16 protein-coding genes are annotated in these 14,599 nt (G+C 70.4%); 10 read left to right on the top strand and 6 right to left on the bottom strand.

Annotated elements, in window-relative coordinates; genetic code table 11:
• Positions 1-17: 17 nt before the first annotated feature.
• Positions 18-827 (bottom strand): ankyrin repeat domain-containing protein, encoded by an 810-nt coding sequence (locus JOF40_RS00945; protein WP_209674304.1) that lies wholly within the window; start codon positions 825-827, stop codon positions 18-20.
• Between the two features lie 31 nt (positions 828-858).
• Between JOF40_RS00945 and JOF40_RS00940 the strand changes: the two genes are divergently transcribed.
• Both JOF40_RS00940 and JOF40_RS00935 read left to right on the top strand, forming a co-directional pair.
• Positions 859-1,962 (top strand): AI-2E family transporter, encoded by a 1,104-nt coding sequence (locus JOF40_RS00940; protein WP_246152809.1) that lies wholly within the window; start codon positions 859-861, stop codon positions 1,960-1,962.
• The gene (locus JOF40_RS00935; RefSeq protein ID WP_129183235.1) at positions 1,959-2,291 is read left to right on the top strand and encodes an MmcQ/YjbR family DNA-binding protein; all 333 of its coding nucleotides are present in this window, start codon (positions 1,959-1,961) and stop codon (positions 2,289-2,291) included. The genes JOF40_RS00940 and JOF40_RS00935 overlap by 4 nt, the downstream gene beginning before the upstream one ends.
• 18 nt (positions 2,292-2,309) lie before the next feature.
• Here the strand turns inward: JOF40_RS00935 and JOF40_RS00930 are convergent, their stop codons facing one another.
• Entirely contained in the window at positions 2,310-2,768 is a 459-nt protein-coding gene (locus tag JOF40_RS00930; protein ID WP_188111744.1) for a MarR family winged helix-turn-helix transcriptional regulator, read from the bottom strand.
• A 67-nt stretch (positions 2,769-2,835) separates the two neighbouring features.
• Here JOF40_RS00930 and ilvA point away from each other — a divergent pair, with 67 nt between their 5' ends.
• A complete protein-coding gene (ilvA, locus tag JOF40_RS00925) occupies positions 2,836-4,026 on the top strand; it encodes a threonine ammonia-lyase (RefSeq protein WP_129183231.1) in 1,191 nt (396 codons plus the stop codon).
• Positions 4,027-4,101: 75 nt separating this feature from the next.
• Here the strand turns inward: ilvA and greA are convergent, their stop codons facing one another.
• Positions 4,102-4,605 carry a transcription elongation factor GreA gene (greA, locus tag JOF40_RS00920; RefSeq protein ID WP_129183229.1) on the bottom strand — a complete coding sequence of 168 codons (504 nt, stop codon included), beginning with the start codon at positions 4,603-4,605 and terminating at the stop codon, positions 4,102-4,104.
• Between the two features lie 64 nt (positions 4,606-4,669).
• Entirely contained in the window at positions 4,670-5,047 is a 378-nt protein-coding gene (locus tag JOF40_RS00915; protein WP_188111745.1) for a DUF4307 domain-containing protein, read from the bottom strand.
• 126 nt (positions 5,048-5,173) lie between these two features.
• Between JOF40_RS00915 and mca the strand changes: the two genes are divergently transcribed.
• Complete coding sequence (gene mca / locus JOF40_RS00910; RefSeq protein ID WP_129183225.1) at positions 5,174-6,046, top strand: mycothiol conjugate amidase Mca; 873 nt, start codon at positions 5,174-5,176, stop codon at positions 6,044-6,046.
• Positions 6,047-6,170: 124 nt separating this feature from the next.
• Positions 6,171-6,410 (top strand): hypothetical protein, encoded by a 240-nt coding sequence (locus JOF40_RS00905; RefSeq protein WP_129183223.1) that lies wholly within the window; start codon positions 6,171-6,173, stop codon positions 6,408-6,410.
• Here the strand turns inward: JOF40_RS00905 and JOF40_RS00900 are convergent.
• A complete protein-coding gene (locus tag JOF40_RS00900) occupies positions 6,407-7,330 on the bottom strand; it encodes a LysR family transcriptional regulator (protein WP_188111746.1) in 924 nt (307 codons plus the stop codon). The two genes, JOF40_RS00905 and JOF40_RS00900, sit on opposite strands and share 4 nt — an antisense overlap.
• A gap of 101 nt (positions 7,331-7,431) precedes the next feature.
• On the opposite strand from JOF40_RS00900, the gene amaB reads away from it, so the two are divergent.
• Positions 7,432-8,937, top strand: coding sequence for an L-piperidine-6-carboxylate dehydrogenase (amaB, locus tag JOF40_RS00895; RefSeq protein WP_129183219.1), 1,506 nt, complete (start codon positions 7,432-7,434; stop codon positions 8,935-8,937).
• A complete protein-coding gene (gene hglS / locus JOF40_RS00890; RefSeq protein WP_129183217.1) occupies positions 8,930-10,162 on the top strand; it encodes a 2-oxoadipate dioxygenase/decarboxylase in 1,233 nt (410 codons plus the stop codon). The genes amaB and hglS overlap by 8 nt, the downstream gene beginning before the upstream one ends.
• A 4-nt stretch (positions 10,163-10,166) precedes the next feature.
• Here hglS and JOF40_RS00885 read toward each other — a convergent pair whose 3' ends face one another.
• The gene (locus tag JOF40_RS00885; RefSeq protein ID WP_129183215.1) at positions 10,167-10,829 is read right to left on the bottom strand and encodes a GntR family transcriptional regulator; all 663 of its coding nucleotides are present in this window, start codon (positions 10,827-10,829) and stop codon (positions 10,167-10,169) included.
• Between the two features lie 83 nt (positions 10,830-10,912).
• Here JOF40_RS00885 and JOF40_RS00880 point away from each other — a divergent pair, with 83 nt between their 5' ends.
• The 3 genes from JOF40_RS00880 (at position 10,913) to JOF40_RS00870 (ending at position 14,408) form a co-directional block, all read left to right on the top strand.
• Entirely contained in the window at positions 10,913-12,085 is a 1,173-nt protein-coding gene (locus JOF40_RS00880; protein ID WP_129183213.1) for a CaiB/BaiF CoA transferase family protein, read from the top strand.
• Positions 12,082-13,275 (top strand): acyl-CoA dehydrogenase family protein, encoded by a 1,194-nt coding sequence (locus JOF40_RS00875; RefSeq protein WP_129183212.1) that lies wholly within the window; start codon positions 12,082-12,084, stop codon positions 13,273-13,275. Before JOF40_RS00880 ends, JOF40_RS00875 begins: the two co-directional genes overlap by 4 nt.
• Positions 13,276-13,436: 161 nt before the next feature.
• Entirely contained in the window at positions 13,437-14,408 is a 972-nt protein-coding gene (locus tag JOF40_RS00870; RefSeq protein WP_129183211.1) for an AraC family transcriptional regulator, read from the top strand.
• Positions 14,409-14,599: the final 191 nt, after the last annotated feature.

Here is a 14,599-nt window from a genome sequence, read left to right as displayed (position 1 = left end):
TGGCAGGGGTGCAGTGGTCAGGATGAAGCGCGGTCGAGGATGCCGGCGATCTCGGTGAACCCGAGCCGGCGAGCATGCTGCAGAGCGGTGATCCCGTCACGGTCGGCGATCGACACGTCTGCGCCGTTCTTCACAAGAGTGTCAACAATGCGCTGCCAGGGTTCTGTTCCCCGGCCCAGGATCACGGCCTCCAGCAGCGCGGTCCAGCCGAGGTCGTTGACGTGGTCGATCGCGATGTCGGTGCTCTGGACGACGAACGCGACGTAGTCGGCGTGCCCGCGCTCGCTGGCGGGGATGTGCGAGACGCCGCCGAAGCGGTTGCGGATCGTCAGGTCGGGCGACGCGGTCAGCAGCACCTGCGCCATCGGGATGCTGCCGGTCACGCCGGTGACGAGCCACGGGGTGTCGTGCCGGACGTCGAGCGCATCGGGGTCGGCACCTGCGCCGACGAGCACGCGCGCCGCGGCGACGTGGTCGTCGGTCGCGGCGATCAGGAGGGGGGTGCGCTCACGTGCGTCCCGTGTCTCGACGTTGGCCCCCGCTTCGACGAGCAGGGCGATCTTGTCGGCGTCGCCCGTTCCGGCGGCGTTCAGCAGCTGGCGGTCGCGGAACTGCGCTGATCGGCCGGTGTAGGGGTTGGACGGAGCATCAGGCAGTGCGGCGGCAGTCGGCGCGGACGTGGGGGAGTCCTCACCCGAGCCGGCGGGGTCCGCGCCGCCGGACGAGCAGGAGGCGAGCAGGGCCGCCGCGGCGAGGGGCGCGACGAGGCGCACGGTCGAGAACGTCACGAGAAGACAACTCTCGGCGAGCGCATCAGGTTCCTTCACGGCTACGCTGACCCGCGAGGAGAGTGGCTCTGTGAGCATCGAGAGATATCAGGTCCCGCCCGGCGTGGAGATCGCGACGGCGTGGGCGTGGCGGCTGCTGGTGATCGCCGCTGCCGGCGGCGTCGGCATCTTCCTGCTGCGCTACTTCTCCGAGATCACGGTGCCCCTCGCGGTCGCCCTGCTCGGCACGGCGCTGACGATCAACGCGGTCAACTGGCTCGAGCGCAAGGGGCTGCCGCGCGTGCTCGCGACGTTCGTCGTCGTGATCGTCATGCTGGTGTCCTTCTTCGGTGCCCTCGCGCTGGTGGGTCAGCAGCTCTCGACGCAGGTCACCGATCTGCGCGACAACGTCGTCCAGGGCATCACGCAGGTGCAGGACTGGGCCAAGACCGGCCCGCTCAAGCTGACCGACAGCCAGATCCAGGGCTACATCGACACCGCCAAGGAGTCGATCCAGTCGAGCGACACCTCGGTCGTGACGCGGGTCGGCGAGCTCGGCTCGACCCTGACGCACGTGCTCGCCGGCTTCTTCATCGCCCTGTTCTCGGCGTTCTTCTTCCTGTACGAGGGGCAGCGCATCTGGGGCTGGATCGTGGCCCTGTTCCCCAGGGCCGCGCGGGAGCGCGTCGACTCCTCGGGCCACACCGCATGGGCGTCGCTCGTGGCGTTCGTGCGGGCGACGGTCATCGTGGCCTTCACGGATGCCGTGGGCATCGCCCTGGGCGCATGGGTGCTGGGTGTGCCGCTGACCTTCGCGATCGGCGTCCTGGTGTTCCTCGGCGCGTTCATCCCGATCATCGGTGCCTTGCTGTCGGGCATGGTCGCGGTGCTGGTCGCGCTCGTCGCGCAGGGACCTGTCACGGCGCTGTTCATGCTGCTGGTCGTCGTCGGCATCCAGCAGCTGGAGTCGCACGTGCTCCAGCCGTTCCTGATGGGCCGCCTCGTCGCCGTCCACCCGCTCGCGATCATCATCGCAATCGCGGCGGGCGTCACGGTGGCCGGCGTGGTCGGTGCCCTGATCGCGGTGCCGTTGGCGGCGTGCCTCAACGGCGTCGTCAGGCATCTCGTGTCGGTCGCGCAGGACTACCAGGACGAGCCAGAGGACGATGTGGGGCTGGAGCCCGAACCGGCATGACCGTCGACGTCCACGCCCTCTGCGCTGCCATGCCCGGTGCCACCCGGACGTACCCCTTCAGTGAGGGCACGGCGGTCTACAAGGTCGGTGGACGCATGTTCGCGCTGACGCAGGACGAGCCGACGAGCATCAACCTCAAGGCCGAGCCGCCGGACGTCACCGGGCTCGTCGACACCTACGACGCGATCATGCGCGGGTGGCACATGAACAAGAAGCACTGGATCACGGTGCAGCTCGACGGCAGCCTGCCCGCCGGTCTGCTCGAGGAGCTCGTCGAGGACTCCTACGACCTGGTCGTCGACAAGCTGCCGGCCCGCGACCGCCCCTGAGGGCGGGGGAGGGGAGTCTCAGCTGTCGCCGAGGTCGGCGGTGAGGCGGGTGATGTCGTCACGCAGACGGGTGCGGTCGTCGTCGCTCCAGTCGGCCAAGGCCTCGGAGACGAAGGCGCGACGCTGGTCGAACGTCCGCCGCAGAGCGGTGCGGCCCTCCGCGGTGATGTCGATGATGCTGGCGCGTCCGTCGGCGGGGTCAGGGTCGCGACGGACGAATTCGTGCTCGCCCAGCTGATGCACGTGACGACTGACCGTCGACGCGTCGAGCCGCATCGACTCGGCGAGATCGCCCAGGCGCATGGGTCCACGGCACGACAGCGAGTAGAGGATCGCGGCCTGGGACGGGTCGACGGTGTCGCCGTCGATGCGGGCGCGGATCCGCCGGCCCATGGCCATGACGAATCTCAGGACGGCCTCCTCGGTGGTCGGCACCTCGTCGGTGACCGGGGCGGACGGCATGACGGCTGGTTGCATGACGCAAGCATATATCAGTTGCATGACGCAACCAAGATGCGCTACCTGCGACGGTTAGGGTGGCCAGGTGGACCTGGACGATGTGAGGGCGGCTCGCGGCCTGCTCAAGGGAGTCACCGAGACGACGCCGATGGCGCACTCGCGGTGGCTGAGCAGCCGCACGGGGCAGGACGTGTTCCTGAAGGCCGAGAACCTGCAGCGCACCGGCTCGTTCAAGATCCGCGGCGCGTACGTGCGCATCGCGCGACTCAGCCCCGAGGAGCGCGCGCGAGGCGTCGTCGCGGCGAGCGCCGGCAACCACGCTCAGGGCGTCGCCCTCGCGGCGTCGCTGCTGGGTGCGAAGGCCACGATCTTCATGCCGGTCGGCGCGGCGCTGCCCAAGGTCGCTGCGACCGAGGGCTACGGGGCCGAGGTGCGCTTCCACGGCTCCGGGGTCACCGAGGCGCTCGTGCCGGCCCGCGAGTTCGCCGAGCGCACGGGGGCCGTGCTGATCCACCCGTTCGACCACGAGGACATCGTCGCCGGGCAGGGGACGCTGGGCCTCGAGGTGCTGGAGCAGTGCCCCGACGTCAAGACGATCCTGGTGCCGCTGGGTGGCGGTGGTCTGGCGGCGGGTGTCGCCCTGCTGCGCACCGAGCGCCCCGACCTGCGCATCATCGGCGTGCAGGCCGAGGACGCTGCCGCGTACCCCGCCTCGATCGCGGCCGGTCACCCCGTCGCGACGGCGATGGGCGTCACGATGGCCGACGGCATCGCGGTCGCGCAGCCCGGCGACATCCCCTTCGAGATCCTCACCCAGCACCTCGACGAGGTCATCACGGTCAGCGAGGACGCCATGAGCACGGCGCTGGTGCACCTGCTCGAGCGGGCCAAGATGCTGGTCGAGCCCGCCGGCACGGCGGCAGTCGCGGCGGTGCTCGATCGTCCGGACGAGTTCGAGGGGCCTGTCGTCGCGGTGCTCTCAGGTGGCAACATCGACGCCCTCGTGCTGCTCGACGTCATCCGGCACGGTCTCGTCGCCGCCGGTCGGTTCCTGAGCTTCCGGGCGCGTATCTCCGACCGTCCGGGCGAGCTCATGCGGCTGCTGGGCGATCTCGCCGCGATGCAGGTCAACGTGCTCGACGTCAACCACGACCGGGCGTCGGAGTCGCTGCCGGTCCGGCAGGTCGACGTCGACGTGCGGGTGGCGACGCGGGGCCCGCAGGACCGCTCCGACGTCATCACCCAGCTCGAGCAGCTGGGCTACCAGCTGCTCTGAAATCCGCCCCTTGAGCTCGTCGAAAGGGCGTTTCGACAAGCTCAACCGGCGGACAGGCTCAACCGGCGGATGCGCTCAGAACGGCTTGGCGGCGACGATCTCGACCGTGATGCTCTTGCCGTTGGGGGTTTCGTACGACGCGGAGTCGCCGACCTTCTTGTCCAGGATCGCGGCACCCAGCGGCGACGTGGGGGAGTAGACGTCGATCTCGACGTTGGAGTCCATGCTGAGCAGCTCGCGCGAGCCGAGCAGGAACTCCTCGGTGTCGGTGTCGCCCTCGAAGCGGATCGTCACGATCATGCCGGCCTCGACCGTGCCGTCGTCAGCCGGCTTGTCGCCGACCTCGGCGCGCCGCAGCATGCTCTCGAGCTGGTCGATGCGGGCCTTGGTCTTGCCCTGCTCCTCGCGGGCGGCGTGGTATCCGCCGTTCTCCTTGAGGTCGCCCTCGTCGCGAGCGGCGGCGATCTTGGTGGTGATGTCGGTCCAGACATCGCCCTTGAGGTGCTCGAGCTCCTGCTTCAGACGGTCGTACGCCTCCTGGGTCACCCAGATGGTGTCGGTGTCTGTGGGCTGAGTCATGTGAGCTCTCCTTTACGTACGGAACCCCGGGAAACCGCCCGGGGTGAACTCACGAGGCTAGCACTCAATCAGCCGGCACACACGTTCTCAGGACACCGTTGACGCCTCTGCGCTCGGTCTCGATGTCGACGAAGACGCGAACCTTTTCGCGCCGCGACGCCGGGACGTCGAAGGTCTTCTCGCCGACGATCGAGTGGTCGGCGGCCTGGGAGTAGACGGTGCACGTGACGTCGATGGGGTCGGGCCGGATCACGTCGACCTTGACCGCGACCTGGTTGTCGCTCTTGACCTCGTAGCCCCAGAGGCGTCCGGTGACGGGATCCTTCTGGAAGCCGACCCATGCCGCGAAGGCGATGCCGAGGGTGATGCCGACTGCCGCGATCGCAGGCCAGAACCATCGGGGACGCTGGCGGGGCGCGTAGCGGGCGTTGAGGTCGGTCACGTCGTCCAGTGTCTCAGGCCGGTCCCACCCGCGGCAGCGACGGCCCGGATCGGACGGTGGAACACCCGGGCGGCACCCATTGTTCGCACAGGTGCAAGGATTTGCGCACGCCTTCGAAGGAGAACCGTGGCCGAGAAGCTCCGCCTGATGCACGTGCACGCCCACCCCGACGACGAGTCGAGCAAGGGCGCTGCGTCGACCGCGAAGTACGTCGCCGAGGGGGTCGACGTCCACGTCGTCACCTGCACCGGCGGCGAGCGCGGCTCGATCCTCAACCCGCAGTTCAAGCACCCGGGCATCGAGGACGACCCCGAGCTCATCACGCAGATCCGCCGTGAGGAGATGGACCGGGCCCGCGAGATCCTCGGCGTCACGCAGGACTGGCTGGGGTTCGTCGACTCCGGCTGGCCCGAGGGCGATCCTAAGCCGCCGCTGCCCGAGGGCTGCTTCGGCCTCGTACCCGTCGAGGAGGCCACTGAGCCCCTCGTCCGTCTCATCCGTGAGTTCAAGCCCCACGTGCTGACGACGTACGACGAGAACGGCGGCTACCCGCACCCCGACCACATCATGTGCCACCTCGTCAGCGTCGCCGCCTACGAGGCCGCCGCCGACCCCACGCGCTACCCGGACGCCGGAGAGCCGTGGCAGGTCTCGAAGCTCTACTACCACCTCGGCTGGAGCTACGCGAAGATGGAGGCGATCGCGAAGGCCTGCGACGAGCACGGTCTCGAGAACCCCTATGCCGAGCGGTTCAAGGACTGGGAGCGCAAGCCCGAGGACGAGGCCCGCATGACCACGCAGGTCGAGTGCGCAGAGTACTTCGAGGTGCGCGACGCCGCCCTGCTGGCGCACGCGACGCAGATCGACCCCGACGGCTGGTTCTTCTCGATCCCGCGCGAGATCCAGGCCGAGGCGTGGCCCAGTGAGGACTACCAGCTCGTCGACGCCAAGGTCGAGACGAGCCTGCCGGAGACAGACCTCTTCGCGGGTCTGCGCTAGCAGGGCCCGCGAAGCGACCAGCACGGTGCCGGGTCTGCGCTGAGCGTGCTAACCCCAGGCCGTGCTGCCGTCCCCGTGGTGCCGGACGCGCTGCCCGAGACGTGACCCCGCGTAGACTGACGACATGAGCGCCTACGCCCTTCTCGCGAGCTTCGCTGCCGCGGGCACCCGTGACACCCCGCTCGACCCCAACGACGTCAAGCCCGGCTGGGTCGCGCTCGGCATCGTCTGCATCCTGATCGTGGCGACGTACTTCTTGTGCCGCTCGTTCCTGTCGCACGCGCGCAAGGCCCAGAAGCCGTGGGAGGGCGAGGACGCCGACCCGGGCGTCAAGCGCACGACCCCGCACGACCGCTCCCGCTAGCGGGTCTGCGCCGGCACGTGCCGGACGACGTGGTGCAGCGCGTCGAGCAGTGCCCGGACGGTCGGACGCTCGAGCGTGCTGGGGCGGCCGACGACCAGGATCCGTCGCTCGAGCACGGGGTCGACGAGCCGGTGGAGCGCGACGGGTGCGACCGAGTCGCTGACGGCGCGACGGGGGAGCAGCGCGATGCCCTCTCCCCGGGAGACGGCGGCCACCAGCAGCAGCAGGTCGTCGGTCTGCCACGACACCGCGGGGTCGAACCCCGCGGCCCGGCAGGCGTGGCGGGTGGCTGCGCCGCACGCGGCCTCGGACGGAGGCAGCACCCAGCGGTGTCCGGCCAGGGTGCCGAGCGCGACCGACCGCGACGAGATGGTGCCGCGTCGCGCCACGACCACGAGCGGCTCGCGCAGCAGCTCCTCGACGACGAGGTGGGCCGGCAGCGCCAGCGGCACGTGGTCGTAGACGTCGATCAGCGCGACGTCGACGGTGCCGCGCTCGACGGCCTCGAGGCTGGCCGCCGGCTCGAGCGTCGTGACGGTCAGGGTCACGTCGGGGGCCGACGAGTGGAGCGCGTGCGCGGTGGGCAGGACGATCGAGGCCGCCGCCGACGCGATGGAGGCGATGCGCACCGGCCCGGCCAGTGAGTCGCTGAGCTGCGACATCGTCGTCGCGGTCTGGTCGAGGTGGCGTACGAGCTGCTCCGCGTGCTCGAGCAGCGCCAGCCCGGCCCCGGTCAGCACGACCCCGCGCGGCTGGCGGTCGAAGAGCTCGGTGCCGCAGTCCGCCGCGAGCGCCGACATCTGCTGGGACACGGCGGACGTCGAGACGCCGAGCACGCGCGCCGCTCCGCTGAGGCTGCCCTGTTGGGACACGTGCACGAGCGTGACGAGGCGGGTCACGGTCTGCGGATCAGGCGACACGACCAACTTCTCCTTAAGTGCTGCTTAACTCGGTTCCGTCATTCATTCAACCACGCGAAGATGGCGGTGGCAGATGACCGCTCGACTCGAAAAGGTGTGGCATGACGGACGTCCAGGCGCAGGCGAAGCAGATCCTCGAACGGCTGGGGGCGGGCGATCCCTTCGCCGCCGACGGCGACTTGGTGTGCCGATCCCCGATCGACGGCAGCGAGCTGGGGCGGCTCAGGTCGCACACCGCCGACGAGGCGTCCGACCTGATCGGCCGGGCACACGCGGCGTTCGAGCAGTGGCGCACCGTGCCGGCGCCCGTGCGCGGCCAGTTCGTCCGCGAGCTCGGTGAGCTGCTGCGGGAGCACAAGGACGATCTCGGTGCGCTGGTGTCGATCGAGGCCGGCAAGATCGTGTCGGAGGGCCTCGGCGAGGTGCAGGAGATGATCGACATCTGCGACCTGGCCATCGGTCTGTCGCGGCAGCTGCACGGCCTGACGATCGCGACCGAGCGTCCGGGCCACCGGATGATGGAGCAGTGGCACCCGCTGGGCGTCATCGGCGTGATCTCGGCCTTCAACTTCCCGGTCGCGGTCTGGTCGTGGAACGCGGCGCTGGCCTTCGTCGCCGGCGACGCGGTGGTGTGGAAGCCGTCGGAGAAGACCCTGCTGACGGCGCTCGCGTGCCAGGCGCTCGCGCTGGAGGCCGGGCGCCGTGCCGGCGTGCCCGACGGCCTGTCGGCGCTGCTGATCGGCGACCGGACGGTCGGCGAGATCATGGTCGACGACCCGCGCGTGCCGCTGGTCTCGGCCACGGGGTCGACCCGCATGGGACGCGAGGTCGCCCCGCGCGTCGCAGCCCGGCTGGGCCGCTCGCTGCTCGAGCTCGGCGGCAACAACGCCGCGATCGTCGCGCCGTCGGCCGATCTCGACCTCGCGGTGCGCGGCATCGTCTTCTCGGCGGTCGGCACCGCCGGTCAGCGGTGCACGTCGCTGCGCCGGATCATCGTGCACGAGTCGATCAAGGACGACCTCGTCGCGCGCCTCAAGGCCGCGTACGAGACGCTGCCGATCGGCTCACCCCTGGAGTCGTCGACCCTCGTGGGCCCCCTGGTCGACGAGGCCGCGTTCGACGCCTTCGGGGCCGCGATCGAGACCGCTCGCGCCGACGGTGGCGAGCTCGTCACGGGTGGCACCCGGGCCGAGGTCGACGGCGGCGGCTTCTACGTCCACCCCGCGATCGTCGACATGCCGCGCCAGACCGAGATCGTCAGGGCAGAGACGTTCGCGCCGTTGATGTACGTGCTGACGTACCGCGAGCTGGACGAGGCGCTGGCGCTGCACAACGAGGTCGCGCAGGGACTGTCGTCGTCGATCTTCACGCTCGACGTGCGTGAGGCCGAGACGTTCATGTCGGTCGTCGGGTCCGACTGCGGCATCGCCAACGTCAACATCGGCCCGTCGGGTGCGGAGATCGGTGGCGCGTTCGGTGGCGAGAAGGAGACCGGCGGGGGACGCGAGTCGGGCTCGGACGCGTGGCGCGCCTACATGCGTCGCACGACCAACACCGTCAACTACTCGACCGAGCTGCCCCTTGCCCAGGGGGTGGAGTTTGTCTGAGGACAGAGGGTTCGCCGTCTCGCCGACGACGCTGCGGTCGCGGTTCGCGAGGGCGCTGTCAGAGCTCTACGGACGCGAGGTGCCGGCGTACACGACGCTGGTCGAGGTGTCGGCCGAGGTCAACGCCGACGTCCTGGCGACCCGCGACGACGCCGAGCGCCTCGGCTCGATCCGCCGGGTGACGGCCGAGCGGCACGGCGCGATCCGCCTTGGGACGCCTGACGAGCTCGCTCAGGTCGCGCGCATCTTCGGGGCCTGCGGCATGTACCCCGTGGGCTTCTACGACCTGCGCGAGGCGACGCCGGCGATCCCCGTGGTGTCGACGGCATTCCGCCCCGTCGCCCGTCCCGAGCTCAGGGAGAACCCGTTCCGCGTGTTCACGTCGCTGCTGGTCGTCGACGACCGGCGGTTCTTCGACGAGCGGCTCGAGGCGGAGCTGCGGGAGTTCCTGGCGGCACGGACGTTGTTCCCGCGCGAGCTGCTCGAGCTGGCCGATCGCATGGAGAGCGAGCACGAGCTGTCGATCGCGGACGCCGACCGCTTCATCGAGCTGGCCACGGCGGCGTTCGCGCTGTCGCCCGAGCCGGTCGACCGCGACTGGTACGAGCGGCTCGAGGCGGTGTCGAGCGTCGCGGCCGACATCGGAGGTGTCGCGTCGACGCACATCAACCACCTCACCCCGCGAGTGCTCGACATCGACGAGCTGTACCGCCGCATGCAGAGCCGTGGCATCGAGATGATCGACCGCATCCAGGGTCCTCCTCGCACCGCTCCCGGCCGCACCGACGTGCTGCTGCGCCAGACGTCCTTCCGTGCCCTCGCGGAGCCCCGCTCCTTCAGGGAGGTCGACGGCACCATCGTCACGGACTCCCTGCGGGTGAGGTTCGGGGAGGTCGAGCAGCGCGGTGTGGCCCTGACCCCTGCGGGTCGCGAGCGCTACGACGCGGAGGGGTTGGGCGGGCTGCCCGACTCGGACGCGGATCTGCACGCCCACGACCTGGCCTACTTCACCCGCACCGACGCCGGGGTGCTCGTGCCGATCGTCTACGAGGACTTCCTGCCCAAGTCGGCGGCGGGCATCTTTGCGTCCAACCTGACCGGCGAGGGCAGCTCCGACACGTCCCGGCGCGGGTCGCTGCGCGACGCGGCATGGATGCAGGACGTGCTGGGACGGACGCTGCACGATCCGTATGAGCTGTACGCCGCCGAACGAGCAGGTGCCTGACGGGCTACTCCGCGAGGCGCTCCTCGAGGGCTGCGACGGCGTGGCTGCGGTGGCGCTCGAGCTCGGCCACGGCGCGGTCGACGTCGCCGGTGCGCAGCGCCTCGACGATGCTGCGGTGCTCGTGGTCCACGCGGTCGCGGGCGACCTCGTCGCCGTAGTAGAGCGCCCGGTAGGAGTCGGTGGCCTGCCAGAGCATGCGGATGAAGTCGACCATCCGGGGCTGGCCGGCGACCTCGAAGATGTGGAAGTGCAGATCGCGGTTGGACTCGATCATCGTGGCGACGTCGCCCGTCGAGCTCGCCGACTCCATCGCGTCCATCAACCGGTCGAGGTGCTCGAAGTCGTCCTCGGCGAGGCGGGGTGCCGCGATCCGGACGATCTCGTCCTCGAGCAGCCGGCGGATGAGGTACGTCTCCTTGAGCTCGGCGAGGCTCAGCCGGGTGACGTGATAGCCGCGGTGCGGGATGTAGCGGATCTGCCCCTCGGCCTCGAGGGTCTTGAGTGCCTCGCGCACGGGGATGACGCTGCACCCCAGCTCCGTGGCCAGCTGTTCCTGCCGGATGCGGTCGTCGGGCTTGAGGACGCCGTCCGAGATCAGCTGGCGGAGGTGGCGCAGGGCGAGCTGTTGGGCAGTGACCCGCGTCGGCCGTGTGGGAGATTGACTCATGACGGCGTCATCGTATCGCGGGCCCGCCTGCTGTTGACGGATCTTAGATTTTATAAGATCGTGGAGCCGTCGACAGGAGACACATGACCCAGCACGCCCGACCGGACGGTCCGACGCCGCTCGACGGCGTCCTCGTGGCCGACTTCAGCCGTGTGCTGGCCGGACCGTCCGCCGCGATGACCCTGGCCGACCTCGGCGCGACCGTCGTCAAGGTCGAGCACCCCGAGGGCGGCGACGACACCCGACGGTGGGGCCCGCCGTGGACCGAGGGCGGATCGTCGTACTTCGACGCCGTCAACCGCACCAAGCGCAGCATCGCCCTCGACCTCCGCGACCCCGCCGATCTCGCGGTGGCGCACGAGCTGGTCGCCCGAGCCGATGTGCTCGTCGAGAACTTCCGCCCCCGTTCCTTGGACGGATTCGGCCTCGCGCCGGCGGCGACGCTGCGGATGAACCCGCGCCTGGTCCACTGCTCGGTCACGGGATTCGGTGCAGGAGCCGGCGCCGACCTCCCCGGCTACGACCTCGTCGTGCAGGCCGTCGGCGGGCTCATGAGCATCACCGGCCAAGCCGACGGTGACCCCCAGAAGGTCGGGGTGGCGCTGGTCGACGTCCTGACCGGCAAGGACGCCGTGATCGGCATCCTCGCCGCCCTGAGGCACCGCGACGTCACGGGGCTCGGTCAGCACGTCGAGGTCAACCTGCTGCAGAGCCTGATCGGCTCTCTCGCCAACCAGGCCAGCGCCTTCCTCGCGAGCGGTGTCGCGCCGACCCGTCTGGGCAACGCGCACCCGTCGATCGCGCCCTACGAGTCGCTCCGGTGCGCCGACGGGCTCCTGGTCGTGGCGTGCGGCAACGACGGCCAGTTCGGCCGACTGTGCGACGTGCTCGGCCTCGACGACCTGCGCGGCGATCCGCGCTTCGCGACCAACGGCGACCGCGTCGCACACCGCGACGAGCTGGTGCGGCTGCTCGAGGACGTCCTCGGACAGCGTCCGGCCGCCGAGTGGCAGGCGCTCCTGTCGGCCGCCTCGGTGCCCGCGGGTGGGGTCAACGACATCGCCCAGGGCATCGAGCTGGCGACGTCGCTGGGGCTCGATCCCGTGGTCGAGATCGACGGCACCTCGCCTCAGGTCGCCCACCCCATCCGCTACTCCGCCTTCACGAGCACCCCGCCCACCGCCCCGCCCGCCCTCGGGCAGCACAGCAGCGAGATCCGTCGCTGGCTAACGACCCTTCACCAGGAGCACGCATGAGCACCTCCCACGCCCCCGCCACCCCCTTCAGGTCCGCCGACCCGGCCGGCATCGACCTCGTGCTGACCCAGGACGAGCGCGACGTGCGCGATGCGGTGCGCCACTTCTGCGACGAGCGGGTCGAGCCGTTCGTCGGCACGTGGTTCGAGGACGGCACGATCCCCGACATCCGCGAGCTGGCCGTCGAGCTCGGAACGCTCGGCGTGCTGGGCATGCACCTCGATGGCTACGGCTGCCCCGGCATGACCGCCACGGAGTACGGACTGGCGTGCCTCGAGCTGGAGGCGACCGACTCCGGACTGCGCTCGCTGGTCTCGGTGCAGGGCTCGCTGGCGATGTTCGCGATCCACCGCTGGGGCTCGGAGGACCAGAAGAACCATTGGCTGCCCGACATGGCCGCCGGCCGCGCGATCGGGTGCTTCGGCCTCACCGAGCCCGATGCGGGGTCCGACCCGGCCTCGATGCGCAGCCGCGCCCGCCGCGACGGCGACGACTGGGTGCTCGACGCCCGCAAGATGTGGATCACCAACGGCTCGGTCGCCGACGTCGCCGTCGTGTGGGCGCAGACCGACGAGGGCATCCGCGGATTCGTCGTCCCGACCGACACGCCGGGCTTCAGCGCCCCCCTCATCAAGCACAAGATGTCGCTGCGGGCCTCGGTCACGAGCGAGCTCGTGCTCGAGGGCGTGCGCCTGCCGGCCGAGGCCGTGCTGCCCGACGTCGTGGGGCTCAAGGGCCCGCTGAGCTGCCTCAACGAGGCGCGCTACGGCATCGTCTGGGGCTCGATGGGTGCCGCCCGGGCCTCGCTGCAGTGCGCGCTCGACTACGCGGGCCAGCGCACCCAGTTCGGCAAGCCCATCGCGGGCTTCCAGCTGACCCAGGGCAAGATCGCCGACATGACCCTCGAGGTCGTCAAGGGCACCCTGCTCGCCCTGCACCTGGGCCGTGCCAAGGACGCCCGTGGCTTGACGCCGGTCGAGGTGAGCCTCGGCAAGCTCAACAACGTCCGCGAGGCCCTCGACGTCTGCCGCACGGCTCGCACGATCCTCGGTGCCAACGGCATCAGTCTGGAGTACCCGGTCATCCGGCACATGAACAACCTCGAGTCGGTGCTGACCTACGAGGGCACGTCGGAGATGCACGCCCTCTCGATCGGCCAGGCCATGACGGGCATCGCCGCGTTCCGGTGATCACGCGCGGGCACCGCTATCCGCTGACGGCGGCGACTATCCACCCAGCGCTGATCGTCGTCCCCGTTTCGACGCGATCTGTCCGATCGGCTCGAATCGGTGCGATAGTGATGTGAGGCGGCCGCGCGTAGCCCGTCGATGTCCGGAGACGGGGTGGAGCCATGGTTCGTGCGACGACGCCACTCGGGTGCCATGGCGTCCTGAGGACGACCGACGTCCACGACGCGCGCGAGTCGATCGCTGCCTCGCTCGCGCCCCACGGGCTGGACGTCCTCGATCAGCCGCAGAAGTTCCGGGCCCTGCACAACGCCGCGACGCTCGACCGACTGAGCCTGCACTACATCGACTACGGTGCCGAGGTCGAGGTCACGGCGGACCGCATGGACTTCCACCTCATCCAGATCCCCTTGGCCGGTGTCACCGCCATCCAGGCGGGGGAGCACGCCACGACCGTCACGGCCCGGCGGGCCGTCGTCATCGCTCCGGGCGCGCCGGTGCGCATGCGCTACTCGGCCGGCAACCCACGGTTGCTGGTGCGGATCGACCCCGAGCTGCTCCAGGATCGACTGGTCCTTGCCGCGGCCGGCGGTCTCGTCGTGCCGTGGGGACCGGGGTCCCTGCTCGACGTCAGCGGTGAGGCCGGTCAGAGCTGGCGCAGGCTCGTCGAGATCGTCGTGACCGACCTCGGGAACGACCGTGGGCTCATGTCGTCGCCGCGGGTGGCCAAGTCGCTGGAGATCGCGGTCGTCGACGGACTGATCGCGTCGCTGGCAGCACCCCCGGAGGACTCACCACCGCCGGGAGCGGTCCACGAGCGGGTCGTCCGGCGCGCGGCGCGCCTCATCGACGAGCACTGCGCCGAACCGCTGGGGACCGCCGACATCGCCGAGGCGGTCGGCGTCTCGATCCGCGCCCTGCAGGCCGGTTTCCAGGCACATCTCGGCACGACCCCGATGGCGTACGTCCGACGGGCTCGCCTCGTGCGGGTCCGCGAGTCGCTGACCGACGGCACCGCCCGGTCGGTCACCGAGGCAGCCCACCGATGGGGTGTCACCCACCTCGGACGGCTGTCGGGCGACTACCGGGCAGCCTTCGGCGAGGCCCCCATCGACACGCTGCGCCGCGTGCAGTGAACCGATCCCGCCGAGCCGGGGTCGACGTGCGAGTACCCGTGGTGCCCCCTCGACCGCGACGTCTGCGCGAATCGGATAGTGCCCTCGCCTCGCGGATATCTCGCGGCCGCCATCGCCCCTAGCGTCCGTAGGGTCCCGAATCGGTCGGGGCCCGACGCCAGGAGCAGCGCATGCCCACCACGCTCGAGGGA

The organism is Aeromicrobium fastidiosum (genome assembly GCF_017876595.1).
Lineage (GTDB): Bacteria > Actinomycetota > Actinomycetes > Propionibacteriales > Nocardioidaceae > Aeromicrobium > Aeromicrobium fastidiosum.
Note: the sequence above shows the minus strand (reverse complement) of the source record. Positions and strands in the feature narration are given on the sequence as shown.